The following is an 18385-nucleotide window of genomic DNA, read 5'->3' on the forward strand; positions in this document are numbered from 1 at the left end:
GGCTTCAGAGATCCCAGCGGGGCTCGTCGCTTTCCCGCACGAGGCCGTCCGCCCCGAAGATCAGATACCGGTCGAGGTCGTCGGCGAACCACCGGTCGTGCGTCACGGCCAGCACCGTCCCCTCGAACCCGCCCAGCCCCCGCTGCAACGCCTCCGCGCTGGCCAGGTCGAGGTTGTCGGTCGGCTCGTCGAGCAGCAGCAGCGTCGCGCCCGACAGCTCCAGCAGCAGGATCTGCAGCCTGGCCTGCTGCCCGCCCGACAGCGTCTCGAACGGCTGCCCGCCCGCCGGCGCCAGCTCGTACCGGGCCAGCGCGGCCATCGCCTCGTTGCGGGTCATCGCGTGCTCGCGCATCACCACCTCGGCCGCGGGCCGCCCGTGCAGGTCGGGCCGGAGGTGGGTCTGGGCGAAGTGGCCGGGGGACACCCTGGCGCCCAGCCGTGCGACGCCGCTGTGCGCGATCGGCTCGCCCGCCAGCAGGCGCAGGAAGTGGGACTTGCCGGTGCCGTTCATGCCGAGCACGCCGACGCGCTCGCCGTACCAGATCTCGGTGGAGAACGGGCGCAGCAGGCCGCTCAGCTCCAGCTCCTCACAGACGACGGCGCGCTTGCCGGTGCGGCCGCCGCGCAGCCGCATCCGTACGTTCTGCTCCTTGGGCGCGCGCTCCGGCGGCCCCGCCCGCTCGAACCGCTCCAGCCGCGTCACCGCCGACTGGTACGCCCCCGCCAGCGCGTCGTTGTTGGCCGAGCGCTGCCGCAGCGTGTGCACCAGGCGCCGCAACCGGCCCCGCTCGTCCTCCCACCGCTGCCGCCGCTCCTCCAGCCGCTCCTTGCGCTGCCTGCGGGCCTCGGCGTAGCCGGCGAACCCGCCGCCGTGCACCCACACCCCGCGCGCCTCGACGGTGACGATCCGGTCGGCGGCCTCGGCCAGCAGCCGCCGGTCGTGCGAGACGAGCAGCACGGTTTTCCCCGACGCACGGATCGCCCGCTCCAGCCATTGCTTGCCCCGTACGTCCAGATAATTGTCGGGTTCGTCGAGGAGCAGCACCTCGTCGGGCCCGCGCAGCAGCGCCTCCAGCATGAGCCGCTTCTGCTCGCCGCCGGACAGCGTGGTCAGGCTCCGATCCCTGATCTCCTCGTACGGCACCCCCATCGCCTCGGTGGCGCACACGTCCCACACCACTTCGAGCTCGTAACCGCCGGCGTCGGCGTAGTCGGCGATGGCCTGGGCGTAGCCGAGCTGGTGTTCCTCGTCGTCGCGCGCCGACATGGCCGCCTCGGCGCCTTCGAGCGCCGCCCACGCCTCCTGGATCCGCCGGGGCGCCACGTTGAGCAGCAGGTCGCGCACGGTCCCCGCACCCAGGAACTGCCGCATCACCCCGACCCCGCCGCTCGCCACGATCCTGCCCTCCACGGGCGCCACCTCCCCGGCGATCAGCCGCAGCAGCGTGCTCTTACCGGCCCCGTTGGGCCCGACGAGCGCCGCCTTGGCACCGTCGCCCACCTTGAACGACACCTCCAGCAGCAACGGCCGCCCGTCGGGCAGCAGGTACGTCACCTCGCTCACGTCGATGTGCCCCATGGCCACCCTCCTCTGGATCAACGTTCCATCCACTAGACCATCGATCCGGTCACTCGTACAACGTATTATCGCCGGATGGACAACGTGTGGTCGCGCCCCCGCAGGACACCCCGGCAGACGCTGACGCTGGACCGGATCGTGGAGGAGGCGATGGCACTGCTGGACGAGGAGGGCGTCGGCCGCCTGACCATGCGCCGCCTCGCCGAACGCCTGAACACCGGCTCGACCACCCTCTACTGGCACGTCAAGACCAAGGACGACGTCCTGGACCTGACCCTGGACGCCATCTTCCGCGAGGTCCGCCTGCCGGCGCCCCCTCCTGCCGGCCTCGCCCGGGGAGAGGCGGGCCTGGCAGGCACCGCTTCCCGGGATGTCGAGCGGGCAAGAGGCGGCCTGCCCCGCGCTGGTTCCGGGGATGCTGACTGGCAGGCGCGGGTGCGCGGACTGATGCGCGGATGGCGTGCGGCCCTGCTCCGCCACCCGTGGTCGGCCACCATCCTCGACCGCCCGCTCATGGGCCCGAACGCGCTGGAGCGCACGGAGTTCCTCTACGAGACCCTCACCGCCGCCGGTTTCACCGCACCGAACGCGGCGGCGTACAGCCTGTCCAACTACGTCATGGGCTCGGTCATCATGCAGGTGACCTGGGAGGGCCGGAACGGCACGGACACCGGCGGATTCCTCCGCGACCGCGCCGACCGCTACCCGGCCCTCGCCGAACACGGCCTGGACCTCGACTGGGACGCCACGTTCGACGAGGGCCTGGGCTACCTGCTGAGCGGAATGGAGCAGTCCCGCACCCACCCCTCCCAAGACGCCCGCCCGTAGCTTCTCCACATCCACCGCCTCTCCCGGGCGGCTGCACATAGCCTTCGCCTTGTTCCCGCCAGCCGGCCAGCCAGCCCCGCTTGGCAGCCCCGCCGCCGGCCCCCGTTGGTCCCGCGCTGGTCCACGTGGGGGTCCTCTCCATGTGAGGGGGTCATGTCTTCCCAGCCCCCCGGAGTCGGAGGGCGTGGGACGCGTCTCCCTCGAGGCGGGCAGGTCAGTGGGTGGTGTGGGGAGGCGTTTCGTCGCGGGTCTGGCGGGGGAGCATCAGACCCGCCACGAACGTCGCGGCGATCATCCCCGCCGCCACCCCCAACGCGACCTGCACGCTCCCCGTCCCGAAGTACACGGTCCCCAGCAGTGCCAGCCCCAGCGCCCCGCCCACCTGCTGCAGCGCCGAGAGGGTGCCGGAGGCCGAGCCGGTCTCCGAGGGATCGACGGCGGCCATCACGATCCCGAAGTACGGCGTCATGATCAGCCCGCTGCCCAGCCCCGCGACGGCGAGCGCCGGAGCGAGCTGCCACGGCGAGACGCCGGGCCCGGAGACGACGATCATGGCGAGCACCCCGAGCCCCATGACGAGCGCCCCCGCCAGCAGCACCTTGCGCCCGTGCCTCCGGGCGGCCTGCGCGACGCCCATGCCCGCGATCATGCCGAGCGAGGACGGCACGCCGGTCAGCGCCGCCTTGAGCGGGGAGTAGTGCAGCCCGAGCTGGGTGTAGAGGCCGACGATCAGGAGGAACCCGGCGAAGGCGGCGAAGTAGATCGCCCCCGTCAGCATGCCGGACACGAACGCGGGCTTGCCGAACAGGCTCGGCGCCACCAGCGGGTCGCCGCCCCGCGCGGCCTTCCTCCTCTGGTGGGCGGCGAAGAGCGCGAACACCGCGACGGAGGCGGCCATCATCGCGAACGACCAGGCGGGCCAGCCGTGCTCCCGCCCCTGCACCAGCGGGAAGACCAGCAGCACCACGCCGGCCGAGGCCAGGACCGCGCCGGGCAGATCGAGTCGCGTCCCCTTGCCGGGGCGGGAGGCGGGCAGGAAGCGTACGGCGGCCAGCGCGGCACCGGCCCCGATGGGCAGGTTGATCAGGAAGATCAGCCGCCAGTCGACAGCGGTCAGCGCGCCCGCCAGGATGGGCCCGCCCACCGCCGACAGCCCCATGACCGGCCCGAACAGCCCCATCGCGGTCGCCAGTTCCTTGGGCGGGAACATCTCCTTCATCAGCCCCATGCCCTGCGGGATCATGGCCGCCCCGAACAGCCCCTGCACGATCCTGGCCGCGATGATCGTCTCCGGGGAGAAGGCCAGGGCGCACAGCAGCGAGCCCACCGTGAACCCGGCCACGCCGATGAGGAACATCCGCCTGCGGCCCACGATGTCGCCGAGCCGCCCGCCGGTCAGTAGGCCGGCGGTCATGGCCAGGATGTACGCCGCCCCCAGCCACTGGATCAGCGAGGTGCCGCCGCCGAGGTCCGCCCGCATGGTGGGGCCCGCGATGTTGGTGACGGTGGCGTCGAGGAGCTCCATCACGGAACCGGCGAGGATCACGGCGAGCGCCGGCCACCGCCACCGGTAGGGCGCCGCCGCTGAGGATGCCGGGGGTCGGAGTGTGGTGGCCCCTGCGGTCCCGACGGGGTCGGGGGAGGCGGGCGTGGGGTCCGTGGGTGATTGTGCCGGGCGGGTGTCCAGTGCGGTCATCGCTGGCCTCCAAGAGTGGAACGGCTTGTTCTGTTCCAAGAATAACAGAACGGAACGCTTCATTCCACAGGGAGAGCATGATCATTCCCACGGCCACCCCGGGGCCGGGGCTCAGGAGGAGGAAGAAGAGGCGAAGGTGCCTTCGCGGCGGATCGTCTGCCAGGGCAGCCGCACCCCGAGCAGCGCCGTGGCCAGCGACTGAATGACCACCAGGTACATGAGCTGCCGGTACACGAACTGCTGCAGCGGCAGCACCCAGAGCACCCGGGCCCGCTCCCGGTCGAGCCGCAGCGCGTACCAGCCCGTCAGCGCCTGTACGGCCACGAACCCGGCCCACACCGCCACCACCGGCAGCGGATCGCCCATCAGCACGCTGTAGACGGCCATCACGTCCACCACCGGCGCGAACAGCGGCAGCACCACCTGGAAGAGCGCCAGATAGCCGAGCCCGCGCCGCCCGAACGTCCCCCGCTCGGTCACCGCCCGCCGGTGCTTCCACATGGCCTGCAAGGTCCCGTAACACCACCGGTAGCGTTGCCGCCAGAGCTGCCGCAGCGAGGTCGGCGCCTCCGTCCAGGCCAGCGCCTTCTCCTCGTAGACCACCCGCCACCCGTTGCGGCAGATGGCCATCGTCAGGTCGGTGTCCTCGGCCAGCGTGTCCACGCTGAGCCCGCCGGCGGAGTCCAGGGCGGCCCTGCGGAAGGCGCCGATCGCCCCGGGCACGGTGGGCATGCAGCCGAGCAGGTCGAACGCGCGGCGGTCCAGGTTGAAGCCGATCACGTACTCGATGTGCTGCCAGCGGCCGAGCATGCCGCGCCGGTTGCCGACCTTGGTGTTGCCGCTGACGGCGCCCACTCCCGGGTCGCTGAGCGGTGCCACCAGGTGGCCGATCGTGTCCGGCTGGAACACGGTGTCGCCGTCCACCATGATCAGGATGTCGTGCGCCGCGTACGCGATGCCGGTGTTGAGCGCCGACGGCTTGCCGCCGTTGCGCTGCCTGATCACCCGTACGCCGGGCAGCCCGAGTGCGGCGGCCTTGGCGGCGGTGTCGTCGGTGGACCCGTCGTCCACGACGATCACCTCGACCTCGCCCCGATAGCCGGTGGTGACCAGCGACAGCACCGTCGCCTCGATCCCCGCCGTCTCGTTGTACGCCGGGACGATCACGCTGACCGGCGGGGGCGAGGGCCACGGCGCCGCCCGCCCGGCCCGCCTCTTCCCGCCGCGCACCCGCCGCACGTGCACCCACGCGAGGACCAGGAAGAACAGCAGCCGGGCCAGCGTGAGCACGCCCGCCCCGGCCAGCACCCACGCCAGCGTCTCCACGAAGGCCGCCGAGCCCCGTTGCGCCAGGCTCAGCCCCTGGCCGATGAGGACGTCCGTGCTGCCGGCCGGCACGTACGCCGAGCTCAGCCCGAGCCCCTCGGTCAGCGTCGTGGCCCGGTACCCCCGCTCGCCCAGCCGCGTGAGCAGCCGGTCCACGGCCTCGACCGTCTGGCTCCGGTCACCGCCGGAGTCGTGCAGCATGACGATCGCGCCGCGTCCGCGGGCGGGCGTGCCGGCCCGGACGATCCGGTCGGTGCCGGGCCGGCTCCAGTCCTTGGTGTCCAGGTCGGCCAGCGCCACGAGGTACCCCTCGCGTCCCAGCTCGCGCATCGCCTGCCACTGCGGGCCGGTGACGGAGCCGGGCGTGGAGGAGTACGGGGGCCGCAGCAGGCGGGTGTGCACCCCGGTCGCCCCCGCGATGGCCTTCTGCGTGAGCGACGCCTCCAGCCTGAGCCGCCAGGCCGGGACGCCCGAGATGTCGGCGTGCGCGTAGGTGTGGTTGCCCAGCTCGTGGCCCTCGTCCACGATCCGCCTGGCCAGGGCGGGGTTCTCGGCGACGCGGGCGCCCACGGCGAAGAACGTGGCCCTGGCGCCGTGCCGCTTCAGCACGTCGAGCAGGCGCGGCGTCCACACCGGGTCGGGCCCGTCGTCGAACGTGAGCGCCACGGTACGCGCGGGCAGGCGCAGGCTCGCCGGCCCCTGACCGGTCGTGTTCACCACGGGGCCGCCCTCGCGCACGCCCTCCGGGGCCGGGGGCGCGGCGCTCGGGGCGCGGGTCTCGCCGACCTCGTTGGTCGCGTACCCGTGCAGCACGAGCGCGACCGACATCAGCAGCACCGCGACGACCATCAGGAACCAGTGACCGCGCGGGTCGGCCTGGCGGGGACGGTGGGTCGCGGGGGAGGCGGGTTCGACGGGCCAGACGTGGGTGTCGGCCTGGGTCACGTCTTGGGGCCCTGCGTCTTGTTCGGGTCCAGGCCCGGGGGCTCCTTGGTCCGGCCCGGCGGCGTGTGCCCGGTGCCGCCCGTCGGCTCGGTCGTGGGCGCGTCCGGCGTCGAGGACGCGGAGGAGGAGGGGCCCCGCGTGGCGCTGGGTGTGGCGCCGCGTGTGGCGGGGGCCGTCGTGCCCGGCCGGGCGGTGGGCTCGGTGCTCCCCTCGGGAGTGCGGCGCACGGCCCTGCTGCGGGTGGGCGTCGAGGTGACCTCGGCGCTCGGCGGGGGAGCGACCGACCGGCTGGGCCGCGGGGTCGGCGACTCGGACGGCCGCGACTCTGCGGTGGCGGGCGCGGACGTCTCAGGGCCGCCGTCGCCCGGCCAGTCCACGGCGTCGAGCCTGGTCGTGCTGAACGCGCCGCCGATCAGGATCGCGGCCGTGGCCAGCATCAACGTGCCGAGCAGGATCCCGGCGACCATGAGCACCCGCCTGCGCCGGCCGCTCTGATCGACGAACACCGCTGTGCTCGGCGTCCGATCCGTTCCACTCACGCGTCAAATGGTAGGGAGGAGAGGGCACTCCTATGACCGATGTAAAGGTTTGTCCGAATAATTCACAGTTAACCGTGATCAACTCCGCCGCTGACCAGCAAAACAATGATCTGTCAGCACGAGCACAGCAGTCCGCGCAGCGCCGTCTCCAGGCACAGGTCGGTGCCGGCGGGCGTCGGCCACTGGAAGCGCACGAGCGACTCGTCCACCCGTACGGTCGCCCCGAAGCGGTCCAGCTCCCACAGCCACACCTCCCCGGCCGGCTCGCCGAGCTGCCTGGTCACGCCCGCCGTGAGCTGCGGCCGGTGCGAGGCGTTGACGTGCGCGAGCACCCGCTCCGCCGTCTCGGTCAGCGGGTCGGGCGCCGCCCCCAGGTAGTCGTCGGCGTCCAGCAGCCCGGACTCCTGCCCGGTCAGGTAGACGACCTGCCCGACGTCCAGCCGCAGCAGCCGCGGCGCGTCCCGCTGCCCGAACCGCTCCAGCGCGTCGAACAGGCTCTCGTCCGCGGTGTGCGCGGCCACCGCCACGGCCGCGGCGCGCGCCTCGGCCTCCGGTACGGCCTCCGCCCAGCCCTGCACCTCGATCAGCCCGCGCGGGTGGGTGACCGTGCCCAGTTGCCGCATCGACGTGAGGTTCACCGCCACGACGGCGTCCTCACGCAGGCCGTGCAGCGACTCGCCGGGCAGGACGAGCAGGATGGGCCGCCCGCGCTCGTCCACCCCGCCGCGCGCGGGCGAGGGGGCGCCGTCGACGGACAGCTTGGCGACGCCGGCGGTCGCGGCGAGGGTGCGGACCCGCTCGGGGATCGGCAACATGGCGACTCCTTGAGCAAACAATGGTGTAGGTTAGCCTTGCCTAAGTAAGGATTACCTAATCACATTGAGGTGAACGTGCGCTACACCGGCCCCAAGGTGCGACTGTCGCGTCGCGCGGGCGTCCCGCTGACCAGGAAAGCCGTCCGCTACTTCGAGCAGCGCCCCTACCCGCCGGGCGAGCACGGCCGCAAGACCAACCGCCGCACCACCGGCGACTACGGGCTGCGGCTGATGGAGAAGCAGAAGCTGCGCTGGTACTACGACGTGTCGGAGCGGCAGCTCCGCCGCTACTGGGACCTCGCCGTGCGCAAGCCGGGCGCCTCGGGCGCCGAGCTGGTCACGTTGCTGGAGAGCCGCCTGGCCTCCCTCGTGCTGCGTTCCGGGCTGGCCCCGTCGATCTACGCGGCCAGGCAGTACATCAGCCACGGGCACATCGCCGTGGACGGCCGCAAGGTGGACATCCCCAGCTACCTGGTCAAGCCAGGACAGGTCATCACGGTCCGGGAGCGGTCCCGCATGATGCAGCCCTTCGTGGCGGCCGCCGAGGGCGTGCACGCCGACGAGCGCATCGCGCCGTACCTGTCGGTCGACCTGAAGGAGCTGCGCTTCACGCTGGTGAGCCGGCCCGAGCGCGAGCAGATCGTCGTCCCCGTGGACGAGCAGCTCGTGGTGGAGTTCTACTCCCGTTAGGCGCGGCGGAAGCGGGAGAGCGCCACGTGGCCGGACGTGGCGCTCTTTCATGTCGCCTTTCGTGCCGCCGGGGGCTCAGCCGCTGCGCACCCCGCGCAGCTCGGCGATCTCCTTGCGCAGCTCGGCCAGCTCGTCGAGGATCTGCTGGGTGTGCGCCGTGGTGTCCTCCAGCGCGGCCCGCTCCTCGGCGTTCTCCTCGTCCATCGCGCTCACCACCACCGCGAGGAAGAGGTTCAGCACCACGAAGGTGCACACGAGGATGAAGATGGTGAAGAAGATCCAGGCCGTGGGGTGGCGGCTCATGACCTCGCGGGCGATGTTGCCCCAGTCGTCGCCCGTCATCGTCTGGTAGAGGGTGAACAACGAGGTCGGCAGGCTGCCGAAGCGGTCGGGCGCGGTCTGCCCGTAGAGCTTGGTGGCCATGACGGCGGCCACGTACAGGACGAGCGAGAGCAGCACCACGATCGAGCTCATCCCCGGCATCGCGCGCAGCAGCGCCGAGACCACGCGGCGCAGGCTCGGCACGACCGACAGCAGCCGCAGCACCCGCAGGATGCGCAGCGCACGCAGCACCGACAGGCCGCCGGTCGTGGAGGCGAAGGCGACGCCGATGATGAGGGTGTCGAAGATGTTCCAGGGGTCGCGGACGAAGGCGGTGCGCTCGACGTACAGCTTGGCGATCAGCTCGGCGGTGAAGATGTAGAGCGCGATGTGGTCGATCACGGTGAGCAGGGCGCCGTGGCGCTCGACGACGGCCGGGAAGGTCTCGAGGCCGAGGGTGACCGCGTTGAGCAGGATGACGCCGATGACGAACCGCTGGAAATGCCGGTGGGTGAGGAAGGCACGGGTGCGTTCACGCACGGGGGCAGGCTCCTAAAGGGTGGATCATGTGCCACACCATGATGACGCAACATGATCAAAGCGGGATCGTGGTATAAATGCCGACCTGACCGCAGAGACGAGGGGGCGAGCGAGCGTGTCTTATCCCGATTACGGTCCTGGCTATTACGGCCCGCCGCCGCAGAGCCACCCCAGCGGCACCACGATCCTCGTGCTGGGCATCCTCAGCCTGGTGGTCTGCACCTTCATCGGCCCCTTCGCGTGGTCGATGGGCACCAAGGCGCTACGCGAGATCGACGCCAGCGGCTATGTCTACGAGAACCGCGGTCACGTCCAGGCCGGGCGCATCTGCGGCATCATCAGCTCAATCATGCTGATGGTCACGCTCGGCTTCGTGGCCCTGGGGCTCGCCGTCGCCCTCATCGGCGGCGCCTTCTCCTCCACCAGCTCCTACTAGAGCCCGCCCGCCGAAGCCGCCCAGGCCGGCTTCCAGCAGGTCGAACGCCTTCTCCGCCTGCGCCCTGAGCAGCGGCGCGATCCTCTCCCACGGCTCGCCCGCCAGCATCATGGCGACCGCGTGCTCGCTCAGGATCCGGGTGGTGTTGAGGATGTGCGCCGCCGCCAGCTCCGGGGTGAGGTCGTCGGGGTCGGTGTCGAGCTCGTCGGCCAGCGCCCCCGCCAGGCCCCGCACCCGCTCGACGTGGATCTCGCGCAGCCGGGCCACCAGCGCCGGGCTGGCGTTGACGATCCCGGTGAACACGTCGTTGCCCGCGTTGAGCCCGTAGCGCCAGTCGCGCGTGTCGATCGCGTCGAGGAAGTCGCGCCGGAACGCGCGCACCACGCCCTCCCCGGGCCCGCGCTCCCGCAGCACCTGCTGCGGCAGGTCCACCACCAGCTCCTGCCGGTCGGCGAACAGGTCTTCCTTGGTGCTGAAGTAGTTGAAGACCGTGTTGACCGACACGTCCGCAGCCTGCGCGACCTCGGCCACCGTCACGTTGTCGAACCCCCGGGCCATGAACAGGCCCATCGCGATGTCCGAGATGCGCTCCCTGGTCTCGCGCTTCTTCCGCTCCCGCAGCCCCTCTCGCATGCCTCCATCCTACCGAATTTGCAGTGACACCAAAATTGTTGTTACTCTAATTTTGGAGGCGATTAAATGATCAAGACATCGGGTCTGAGCAAGACCTTCGACGGCGGCGTGGAGGCCGTCAGGAGCGTCGACCTGTCGGTGGAGCCCGGCCAGATCGTCGGCTTCCTCGGTCCGAACGGCGCGGGGAAGACCACGACCATGCGCATGCTGACCACGCTGCTGCGCCCCACCGCCGGCACCGCCACGGTGGCCGGCCACGACCTGATCGGCGCGGCGAAGGAGGTGCGCAGGCACATCGGATACGTCGCCCAGGGCAGCGGGATGCCGCCCGTCACGCCGGTGAAGGGCGAGCTAGAGCTCCAGGGCCTGCTGTACGGCCTGAGCCGCCGCGAGGTCGCCGCCAGGACGGCGGAGGTCCTGGCCAGGCTGGAGCTCACAGGGCTCGAGACCACGTTCCCCGCCGCGCTCTCCGGCGGCCAGCGCCGCCGCTTCGACATCGCGTTCGCCCTGCTGCACGAGCCGGCGCTGCTCTTCCTCGACGAGCCGACGACCGGTCTCGATCCGCAGAGCCGGGCCAACCTGTGGGACCACATCCGCTCGCTGCGCGCGGAGAAGGGAATGACGGTGTTCCTGACCACCCACTACCTGGACGAGGCCGACGCGCTCTGTGACCGGCTGCTGATCATCGACCACGGCCGCATCGTGGCCGAGGGCGCCCCGGCCGAGCTCAAGAGCGGCGGGCGCACGCTCGACGACGTGTTCCTCGACATCACCGGCAGGTCGCTGCGCGAGGAGAACGCGCTGTCCGGACAGGGGGCCTGATGCTGCGCGACACCTGGGTGCTCTTCCGCCACGGCGTGAGCGTCACGCTCCAGCAGAAGGTCGGCATCGCCTTCGGCGTGATCCAGCCGCTGCTCTTCCTGGTGCTGTTCGGGCCCATCTTCGCCACGATCGGCACGTGGGAGACGCTGGTCCCGGGGCTGATCGTCCAGCTCGGGCTGATGAGCACGGGCATGGCCGGGTTCGGGGTGGTCTTCGAGAAGCGGCTCGGCGTGCTGGAGCGCATGCGCGTCACCCCGGCCAGCCGCCTGGCGCTGCTGCTCGGGCGGGTGCTGAACAACGTCGTCACGCTGATCGTCCAGACGCTGCTGCTGCTCGCGGTGGCCTTCGCCTTCGGCCTGCGCGCCCCGGCGCCGGGACTGGCCGCCGGGTTCGTGCTGATCGTCGTGCTCGGGGCCGGCCTGGCCGCGCTGTCGTACGCGGTGGCGCTCAGCCTGAACGAGCAGCTCTTCGCGCCGGTGATGTCCACGGCGGTGGTCCCGCTGGTCCTGCTGTCCGGGGCCTTCCTGCCGATGTCGATGGCGCCGGGCTGGCTCGACGCGATCTCGCACATCAGCCCGTTCAGGTACGTCCTGGAGGCGATGCGCGACCTGTTCCAGGGCCGGTACGCGACCGGCACTGTCGGCGCCGGCGTGGCCGTGACCGCGGTGTTCGCCGTGGTCTGCCTCACGATCGGGACGCGCGTGTTCAACCGGGAGCAGGCGTAGGAGAGCCGGGCCGGGAGGGCGGCCCGGTCCTCGCCGGAAGGGGTCAGGGCACGCTCTTGGCCCGCCGCTGGAGGGCGGCCATGAGCCCGGCCGGGTCCACGGTCCCGTAGCCGTAGTCGTAGTCGAACCCGACCTCGCTGCGGTCCTCCGCCGTACGCCGCAGCAGCGCCCGCAACTGGGCCGGCGACAACTTCGTGGCCGGCCACCGGGTACGCACCGCCGCCACGAGCCCGGCCGCCACCGGCGCCGCCGCGGACGTGCCCGTGTCCGGCTGGTCCGCGCCGAACGCCTTCGACCCGGAGAAATGCGTGTACGCGCACACGTCGGGCTTGCGGGCGGTCAGCCGGCCCGGCCCCTGCGAGGAGTAGCCCACCCGCTCGCCGTTGACGTCGACGCCGCCCACCGACAGGGCCTTGGGATGGGAGTTGGCGCCCACGATGGGCCTGCTGGAGTAGGCGCAGCGGCCGTCCGCGCACTCCCGCCCGCAGTTGCCCGCCGCGAACAGCACGTCGGCGCCCGCCTTGTCGAGGGCGGCCACCATCAGGTTGAACGGATGGGCGGCGTTGTCGGAGTAGTTGCCCGGATGCCCCACGGGGAAGTCCCACTCGGGCGAGAACGAGCCCCACGAGTTGTTCACCACCAGCGCCCTGGTCCCGGCCGGCTGGGCGTCGAGCACGTTGCGCAGGTGCGCGAAGGCGGCCACCGCGTCCGACAGCAGCCCGTCCAGCGCCGAGCCGCCCGGCCGGGTGGACAGCAGCACCGGGATGTCGATCAGCGTGGCCTGCGGGGCCGCGATGAGCGTGTCGAACGCGCACATCGTCCCGTGGTCGACCTCGAACTCGCCCGGCCGGCCCGGCACGCCCGACGGGCTCCAGCACCGCTCGGCGTCCAGCGTGACGCCCCTGCCGAGGTGCCGGGCCGTGTGGGCCGCGTTGATCCCGGTGTCCAGCACCGCCACCGCGACGCCGGTGCCGTCGAGCCCCTGCGCGTGCAGGCCGGGCACGTTCAGCAGCCGCTCGACGTCGTGCCAGTCGCCGACCGGCGGGTCGCCCCCGCAGGCGGGCGTGGACTCGATGACGGGGTCGGCGAAGATGCCCACCACGTCGGGCCTGAGCGCGGGCAGCAGCGTGATCCTGGCGGCCAGCTCGTCGTCCGAGATCGTGCCCCTGACCAGCACCGACGCGTCCTCCGCGGCCAGGGAGTAGTCAAGCGGCTGGTTGAGCGAGAGGGGATCGCCGCCCGCGGAGGGAACGGGCCTCGGCACGGCCACGGGGATGAAGGCCGGGTCGAGCTCCACCCCGGGCAGACCATCGGCGACGTCGGCCGTGCTGGCGCTCTGGCCTGGGTCGACGACGGCCGCGACCAGGTCGGGGGAGGGACGGAGCTGGATCAGTATCCGCATGTGTCACCACCGGACAGTTCTTGGAGGGAACGAACCTCCCAACATTCCTTCATCCGTCCCGGCACGTCCAGCACATCTCGGGGGTTTTGACCTGCGCGAACACCCCAATCGACGCGAAGCGGACGACATTTGTTCTGGGCTGTCAGACTTCCTTGTTTTCGGTCTGTTCACTACGGTGAGGCATCATGACGCTCCAGGCGCAAAAGCCGGTAGACGACGGGGAAAAGGCACACTGGCTGGCGGTGCGGCCGCGGCTCATCCTCGCCAGTGCCTTCATGCTCTTCCTCGAGTTGGCGCTGATCCGGTGGACCGGGTCCAACATCGTCCATCTCAGCTATTTCACCAATTTCGTGCTGCTCGGCTCTTTCCTCGGCATCGGGCTCGGCTTCCTGCGCGTGGGGCGCTCGCGGCGGCAGCCGTACTACTCGCCCGTCGTGCTGGCCGTCCTGGTCATTGTCGTGCTGACCTTCCCGGTCACCGTCGACCGCAACACCGAGGGCGTCCTGTACTGGACGAGCCTGTCCACCAGCGGGCCGCCCGCGTGGGCGATCCTGCCGGTGATCTTCTGCGCCGCGGCGGTGGTGCTCATGGGGCCAGCCGAGCTCGTCGGGCGGTGCTTCCCCGAGCTGCCGCGCCTGGAGGCCTACCGCTACGACCTGATCGGCAGCCTCACCGGCATCGCGGCGTTCACGGCGCTGTCGTTCCTGAGCGCGCCGCCGGTGTTCTGGGGGCTGATCGCGGCGATCTGCTACGGCTTGCTGCTGGTGCCCCGGCCGCGCGCGCTCTACCTGGGGCTCGTGACCGTGCCGTCCCTGGCCGTGGTCGGGCTGCTGCTGGCCGAGACGCTCACCGCCGGGGCGATCTGGTCGCCCTACTACAAGGTCACCACCAAGCAGCTCCAGCAGCTCGGCATCCCCGTCACCGACATCGCGGTCAACGGCATCCCGCACCAGCAGGCCGTGCCCGCCGCCGCCCGGCTGCAGTGGGAGGCCCAGTACGGCCTGCCGTACGAGCGGACCAGCAAGCCGCCCAAGGACGTGCTCGTCGTCGGCGCGGGCAGCGGCACCGACGTGGCGATCGCGCTGTCCAAGGGTGCCACCCGCGTCGACGCCGTCGAGATCGACCCCAAGCTGCGCGAGCTGGGCGGCTCGGTCCACCCCGACCGGCCCTACGACGACCCGCGCGTCACCACCCACGTCACCGACGGCCGCGCCTTCCTCGAGCGCACCGGTGACAAGTACGACCTGATCCTCTTCGCCCTGCCCGACTCGCTCACCCTGGTCTCCGGCGCCAGCTCGCTGCGGCTGGAGAGTTACCTGTTCACCGAGGAGGCCATGCGGGCGGCCCGCGACCACCTCAAGCCGGGCGGCACGTTCTCGATGTACAACTACTACCGCGAGAGCTGGCTCGTCGACCGCCTGGCCTCGACCATGCAGGGCGCCTTCGGCCACAAGCCGTGCGTGGACGTGGTCAGCACCGCGGGCCAGCAGGCCGTGATCACCGCCGGCCTGGCCCCCGCCGACCAGCGCTGCGCCACGGAATGGCCGGGCGCCGCGGCGGGCACCCCACAGCCCGCCGGCGACGACCGGCCCTTCCTCTACCTCAAGGACGCCACGATCCCGCCGATCTACGTCATCACGCTCGCCCTGATCCTCATCGTCAGCCTGCTCGCCGTCCGCGTCGTGGCCGGCCCGTACCGGCGGATGCGGCCGTACGCCGACCTGTTCCTGCTCGGCGTGGCCTTCATGCTGCTGGAGACGAAGAGCGTGACCGGGTTCGCGCTGCTGTTCGGCACCACGTGGGTGGTCAACGCGATCGTCTTCGCGGGCGTGCTCGTGGCGGTGCTCGCCGCCGTCGAGGTGACCCGCCGCTTCCGCACCCCACCGCTGCCGGTCATGTACGGCGTGCTGCTCGCGGGCCTGCTGCTGGCCTGGCTCGTGCCGAACGAATGGCTGCTGTCGCTCCCGCTGCCGCTGCGCGCGGTGGCGGCCGTGACGGTGGCGTTCCTGCCGATCTTCGCCGCGAACGTGGTCTTCGCCAAACGCTTCGCCGAGACGGCCGACGCGACCACGTCCTTCGGCGCGAACCTGCTGGGCGCCATGGTCGGCGGCTGCCTGGAATACGTCGCGCTGGTGATCGGCTACAAGGGCCTGCTCATCGTGGCGGCCCTGCTCTACCTCGGCGCCCTGGCCCTGCTGCCGAGGAAGAACTCCGCACTGGTGTGACACTCCGCCGAATTACCGAGGTCATTCCTGAAATGGCCTCGGTATTTTCTTGACCGATGGTCAGATGGATTGTTTCCGATGTGGGTTGATTTGTCGGAGACTGCGAGGTGAGGTAGACGGTAGGGGTACCAGCCATGCCTTGATCGCGATGTTCGTTGAATGTGGAAAGGGAAATTCTTCTTCCCGGAAATGGAGGTACGGGATCGGGGGTGACGTCCGGTAAACCCACGAGAAAAGGTGTAATCATGGCGACACAAGGGGCAGCAAGGATAGATGTCGAGCTCGCCCTGCGGCAGGAGTCCGACCCCGTGCCCGCCGGTCGCGCCGAGCAGATCGCCGGAGTGCTGCCGAAAGGAGTGCTGTTCGCGACCCCGGCGCCGCCGCCCACCGGAGAGCAGCGGACGCCGCAGGAGGAATGGACCCTCACCTCCGCCTGGCCCTACCTGGGCCGTACCGCCACCGGGACCGCCGCCGTCCACTACGGCGCCGGCCACGACCGCCTCGTCCGGCCGATGATCCTCGCCGACGGCTTCAACCACGGACCCAGCGACCTGCCGGGGCTGTGGCGCCACCTCAACGCGCCCTACCCGCCCCACCAGCATCGCCTGCTCGACCAGCTCCTCGCCCAGGGCATCGACGTCGTGCTGCTCGGCTTCGGCGCCCGGCACACCCACATCCAGGCCAACGCCGGGGTCGTGGCCACCTGCGTCCGCCGGGCCATCAGCGGGCGGGCCGGTGACGCGCCGCTGATCGTCGGCGGCATCGGCATGGGTGGGCTGGCCACCCGCTACGCGCTGGCGGAGATGGAGAACCGCGGCGAGGACCACCAGACCATGACGTACCTGTCCTACGACTCGCCGCACAACGGCGCGTGGATCCCGCTGATCCTCCAGCAGCTCGCGTACTTCGCCGCGAAGCTCTCCCCGGCCGTGCCCGGCCAGGCCGACCTGATCAGGAGCCCCGCCGCGCAGCAGCTCCTGTGGGCGTGGGTCGAGAGCGGCCGCTACTCCGGCCCGGTCGCCACCGCCAGCCCGCTGCGCGTCGAGTTCCTGGAGGACCTGCGCCGCGTCGGGTGGTTCCCGGTCCGGCCGCGCAAGCTCGGGGTGGCCAACGGCGCCGCCGACGGCACCGGCAGGAACGTGCCACCCGACGAGCTGGTGTTCGAGTGGAGCGCGCTGGCCGGCCTCGTCGGGGCGAACGCGCGTACCCAGCCCGATCGCGGCCGCAAGCGGCACGTCGGCGGCATGCGGGCGGTGCCGATGTGGGCCAGCAAGAGCTACACCAGCGACGTCGCGCCGTTCGACGGCGCGCCGGGCGGGACGCTGGCCGTGTACGGCATGCTCGCCGACAAGCTGGGCACGCCGATCGCGACGCGCCTGCGCTCGGCCTGCTTCGTCCCGACGGTCAGCGCCGTCGCGCTCCACTACGACCCGCTGGAGTGGACGGTCGATCTCTATACCGACATCACGTCGCTGTCGCCGGAGCACAGCCAGCTCGACGACTTCCAGTGCGATTCCCAGAACTCCGAGCACGGCCAGGTGACCGGTCCGCTGGCAGAGTGGATCCTGGGACAGCTCGGCAAGTAGGCGAAGAGCGGTCCGGCGGGGCACCCCGCCGGACCGCGTCGGGGGAGGAAACGTTGCTGGAGGAGATGCTGCCGGGGGACGACGGGCTGCTCGCCGAACCCTACCCGGCCTACGCCCGGCTCCGGGAGGCGGGCGTGCCCCACCTGGTGACCCTGCGCAGCGGCCTGTACGGCTGGCTGGTGACCCGCTACGACGACGCCCGCGCCGCGCTCGCCGACCCGCGGCTCAGCAAGGACCCGCGGCACGCGCCGCCCGACTGGCAGGCGGCGGGGCGCGGCCGGCCGCTGGAGGACCGCTCCGGCCTGGGCACCCACCTGCTCACCACGGACCCGCCCGAGCACACCCGGCTGCGCCGCCTGGTGTCCGGGTTCTTCACCCTGCGGCGACTGGAGCGACTGCGGCCCCGGATCGAGGAGCGGGCGCGCGAGCTGGCCGCCGGGCTCCGCCCCGGCGACGACCTGGTCGGCGACTTCGCCTCGCCGCTGCAGTTCGCCACGATCTGCGACGTCCTGGGCGTGCCCGAGGGGGACCGTACGGACTTCCAGCGGTGGACGACGGCCGTGGTGTCCTCCGACTCGAGCAAGGAGGCCCGGCCGCAGGCGCTGCGGCGGCTGGCCGCGTACGTGGGGGAGCTGGTCGAGGGCAGGCGGCGGGCACCGGGCGACGACCTGATCAGCGTGATCACGGCCGCCGCGGACGACGGCGAGCGGCTGTCCGAGGACGAGCTGCTGTCGATGATCTTCCTGCTGCTCGTCGCCGGCTACGAGACGACCGTCGGGCTCATCGGGCTGGGCGCCCACACGCTGCTGCGCCACCCCGGCGCGCTGGAGCAGCTGCGCGCCCGCCCCGAGCTGATCGACCGGGCGGTGGAGGAGCTGCTGCGCCACGACAGCCCGGTCGAGCTGGCCACGTGGCGCTTCGCCCTGGAGCCGGTCGAGTACGGCGGGGCCCGCGTCGAGGCCGGGCAGCCGATCCTGGTGGCGCTGGGCGCCGCCAACCGCGACCCCAGGCGCTTCCCCGGGGCGGACCGGCCCGACCTGACCCGGGAGGACAACGCCCACCTGAGCTTCGGGCACGGGCCGCACTACTGCCTGGGCGCCCTGCTCGCCCGCATCGTGGGCCGGGCCGCCCTGGGCGAGGTGGCCCGCCTGCCCGGGCTGGCCCTCGCGGTGCCGCCGGAGCGGCTGCGCTGGCGGGCCAGCCTCACCGTCCGGGGGCCGGTGAGCCTGCCCGTGACGTTCGCCGCCGGCTAGCCGGTCAGAGGCCGAAGACCGGCC

At 71.7% G+C, this 18385-nt stretch carries 16 protein-coding genes; 8 read left to right on the plus strand and 8 right to left on the minus strand.

From position 1 onward, the window contains the following. Positions 1-4: 4 nt before the first annotated feature. Entirely contained in the window at positions 5-1579 is a 1575-nt protein-coding gene (locus tag AB0J69_RS03375; protein WP_364112354.1) for an ATP-binding cassette domain-containing protein, read from the minus strand. 75 nt (positions 1580-1654) lie between these two features. Between AB0J69_RS03375 and AB0J69_RS03380 the strand changes: the two genes are divergently transcribed. Next, positions 1655-2407, plus strand: a complete 753-nt coding sequence (locus AB0J69_RS03380) for a TetR/AcrR family transcriptional regulator (protein ID WP_364112356.1) — start codon at positions 1655-1657, stop codon at positions 2405-2407. Positions 2408-2621: 214 nt separating this feature from the next. Here AB0J69_RS03380 and AB0J69_RS03385 read toward each other — a convergent pair whose 3' ends face one another. From AB0J69_RS03385 to AB0J69_RS03400, 4 genes are all read right to left on the minus strand, one after another. After that, a complete protein-coding gene (locus AB0J69_RS03385) occupies positions 2622-4103 on the minus strand; it encodes an MFS transporter (protein ID WP_364112358.1) in 1482 nt (493 codons plus the stop codon). A gap of 111 nt (positions 4104-4214) precedes the next feature. Then, complete coding sequence (locus AB0J69_RS03390) at positions 4215-6374, minus strand: bifunctional polysaccharide deacetylase/glycosyltransferase family 2 protein (protein WP_364112360.1); 2160 nt, start codon at positions 6372-6374, stop codon at positions 4215-4217. Further along, entirely contained in the window at positions 6371-6913 is a 543-nt protein-coding gene (locus tag AB0J69_RS03395; RefSeq protein WP_364112362.1) for a hypothetical protein, read from the minus strand. Before AB0J69_RS03395 ends, AB0J69_RS03390 begins: the two co-directional genes overlap by 4 nt. A 113-nt stretch (positions 6914-7026) precedes the next feature. Continuing rightward, positions 7027-7728, minus strand: coding sequence for a DUF2470 domain-containing protein (locus AB0J69_RS03400; RefSeq protein ID WP_364112364.1), 702 nt, complete (start codon positions 7726-7728; stop codon positions 7027-7029). Between the two features lie 75 nt (positions 7729-7803). Between AB0J69_RS03400 and rpsD the strand changes: the two genes are divergently transcribed. Continuing rightward, complete coding sequence (rpsD, locus tag AB0J69_RS03405; protein ID WP_364112444.1) at positions 7804-8418, plus strand: 30S ribosomal protein S4; 615 nt, start codon at positions 7804-7806, stop codon at positions 8416-8418. A 75-nt stretch (positions 8419-8493) separates the two neighbouring features. Here rpsD and AB0J69_RS03410 read toward each other — a convergent pair whose 3' ends face one another. Then, on the minus strand, positions 8494-9279 hold the full coding sequence (locus tag AB0J69_RS03410; protein ID WP_364112366.1) for an ion transporter: 786 nt from the start codon (positions 9277-9279) through the stop codon (positions 8494-8496). Positions 9280-9394: 115 nt separating this feature from the next. Between AB0J69_RS03410 and AB0J69_RS03415 the strand changes: the two genes are divergently transcribed. Then, positions 9395-9715 carry a DUF4190 domain-containing protein gene (locus AB0J69_RS03415; protein ID WP_364112370.1) on the plus strand — a complete coding sequence of 107 codons (321 nt, stop codon included), beginning with the start codon at positions 9395-9397 and terminating at the stop codon, positions 9713-9715. Here the strand turns inward: AB0J69_RS03415 and AB0J69_RS03420 are convergent. Then, positions 9623-10348: a TetR/AcrR family transcriptional regulator gene (locus AB0J69_RS03420; protein WP_364112372.1), complete on the minus strand. Its 726-nt coding sequence runs from the start codon at positions 10346-10348 to the stop codon at positions 9623-9625. The two genes, AB0J69_RS03415 and AB0J69_RS03420, sit on opposite strands and share 93 nt — an antisense overlap. 66 nt (positions 10349-10414) lie before the next feature. Here AB0J69_RS03420 and AB0J69_RS03425 point away from each other — a divergent pair, with 66 nt between their 5' ends. Next, positions 10415-11170 carry an ATP-binding cassette domain-containing protein gene (locus AB0J69_RS03425; RefSeq protein WP_364112374.1) on the plus strand — a complete coding sequence of 252 codons (756 nt, stop codon included), beginning with the start codon at positions 10415-10417 and terminating at the stop codon, positions 11168-11170. Then, positions 11170-11895 carry an ABC transporter permease gene (locus AB0J69_RS03430; RefSeq protein WP_364112376.1) on the plus strand — a complete coding sequence of 242 codons (726 nt, stop codon included), beginning with the start codon at positions 11170-11172 and terminating at the stop codon, positions 11893-11895. The genes AB0J69_RS03425 and AB0J69_RS03430 overlap by 1 nt, the downstream gene beginning before the upstream one ends. A gap of 43 nt (positions 11896-11938) precedes the next feature. On the opposite strand, the gene AB0J69_RS03435 is transcribed toward AB0J69_RS03430, so the two are convergent. Next, on the minus strand, positions 11939-13297 hold the full coding sequence (locus AB0J69_RS03435; RefSeq protein WP_364112378.1) for a S8 family serine peptidase: 1359 nt from the start codon (positions 13295-13297) through the stop codon (positions 11939-11941). A gap of 185 nt (positions 13298-13482) precedes the next feature. On the opposite strand from AB0J69_RS03435, the gene AB0J69_RS03440 reads away from it, so the two are divergent. The 3 genes from AB0J69_RS03440 to AB0J69_RS03450 all read left to right on the plus strand — a co-directional run bounded on the left by AB0J69_RS03440 (position 13483) and on the right by AB0J69_RS03450 (position 18361). Then, positions 13483-15522: a spermidine synthase gene (locus AB0J69_RS03440; RefSeq protein ID WP_364112380.1), complete on the plus strand. Its 2040-nt coding sequence runs from the start codon at positions 13483-13485 to the stop codon at positions 15520-15522. Between the two features lie 245 nt (positions 15523-15767). After that, on the plus strand, positions 15768-17108 hold the full coding sequence (locus AB0J69_RS03445) for a hypothetical protein (RefSeq protein WP_364112382.1): 1341 nt from the start codon (positions 15768-15770) through the stop codon (positions 17106-17108). A 53-nt stretch (positions 17109-17161) separates the two neighbouring features. Further along, positions 17162-18361, plus strand: a complete 1200-nt coding sequence (locus AB0J69_RS03450; RefSeq protein WP_364112384.1) for a cytochrome P450 — start codon at positions 17162-17164, stop codon at positions 18359-18361. Positions 18362-18385: the final 24 nt, after the last annotated feature.

Source organism: Nonomuraea sp. NPDC049709 (genome assembly GCF_040674815.1).
In the GTDB taxonomy this organism is placed as follows: Bacteria; Actinomycetota; Actinomycetes; order Streptosporangiales; family Streptosporangiaceae; genus Nonomuraea.

What these genes read in the sequence shown, in the direction of transcription:
- AB0J69_RS03375 (WP_364112354.1), bottom strand. Translation starts at nt 1,579, where the DNA reads ATGGGGCACATCGACGTGAGCGAGGTGACGTACCTGCTGCCCGACGGG.
- AB0J69_RS03380 (WP_364112356.1), top strand. Translation starts at nt 1,655, where the DNA reads ATGGACAACGTGTGGTCGCGCCCCCGCAGGACACCCCGGCAGACGCTG.
- AB0J69_RS03385 (WP_364112358.1), bottom strand. Translation starts at nt 4,103, where the DNA reads ATGACCGCACTGGACACCCGCCCGGCACAATCACCCACGGACCCCACG.
- AB0J69_RS03400 (WP_364112364.1), bottom strand. Translation starts at nt 7,728, where the DNA reads ATGTTGCCGATCCCCGAGCGGGTCCGCACCCTCGCCGCGACCGCCGGC.
- AB0J69_RS03420 (WP_364112372.1), bottom strand. Translation starts at nt 10,348, where the DNA reads ATGCGAGAGGGGCTGCGGGAGCGGAAGAAGCGCGAGACCAGGGAGCGC.
- AB0J69_RS03425 (WP_364112374.1), top strand. Translation starts at nt 10,415, where the DNA reads ATGATCAAGACATCGGGTCTGAGCAAGACCTTCGACGGCGGCGTGGAG.
- AB0J69_RS03430 (WP_364112376.1), top strand. Translation starts at nt 11,170, where the DNA reads ATGCTGCGCGACACCTGGGTGCTCTTCCGCCACGGCGTGAGCGTCACG.
- AB0J69_RS03435 (WP_364112378.1), bottom strand. Translation starts at nt 13,297, where the DNA reads ATGCGGATACTGATCCAGCTCCGTCCCTCCCCCGACCTGGTCGCGGCC.
- AB0J69_RS03440 (WP_364112380.1), top strand. Translation starts at nt 13,483, where the DNA reads ATGACGCTCCAGGCGCAAAAGCCGGTAGACGACGGGGAAAAGGCACAC.
- AB0J69_RS03445 (WP_364112382.1), top strand. Translation starts at nt 15,768, where the DNA reads ATGGCGACACAAGGGGCAGCAAGGATAGATGTCGAGCTCGCCCTGCGG.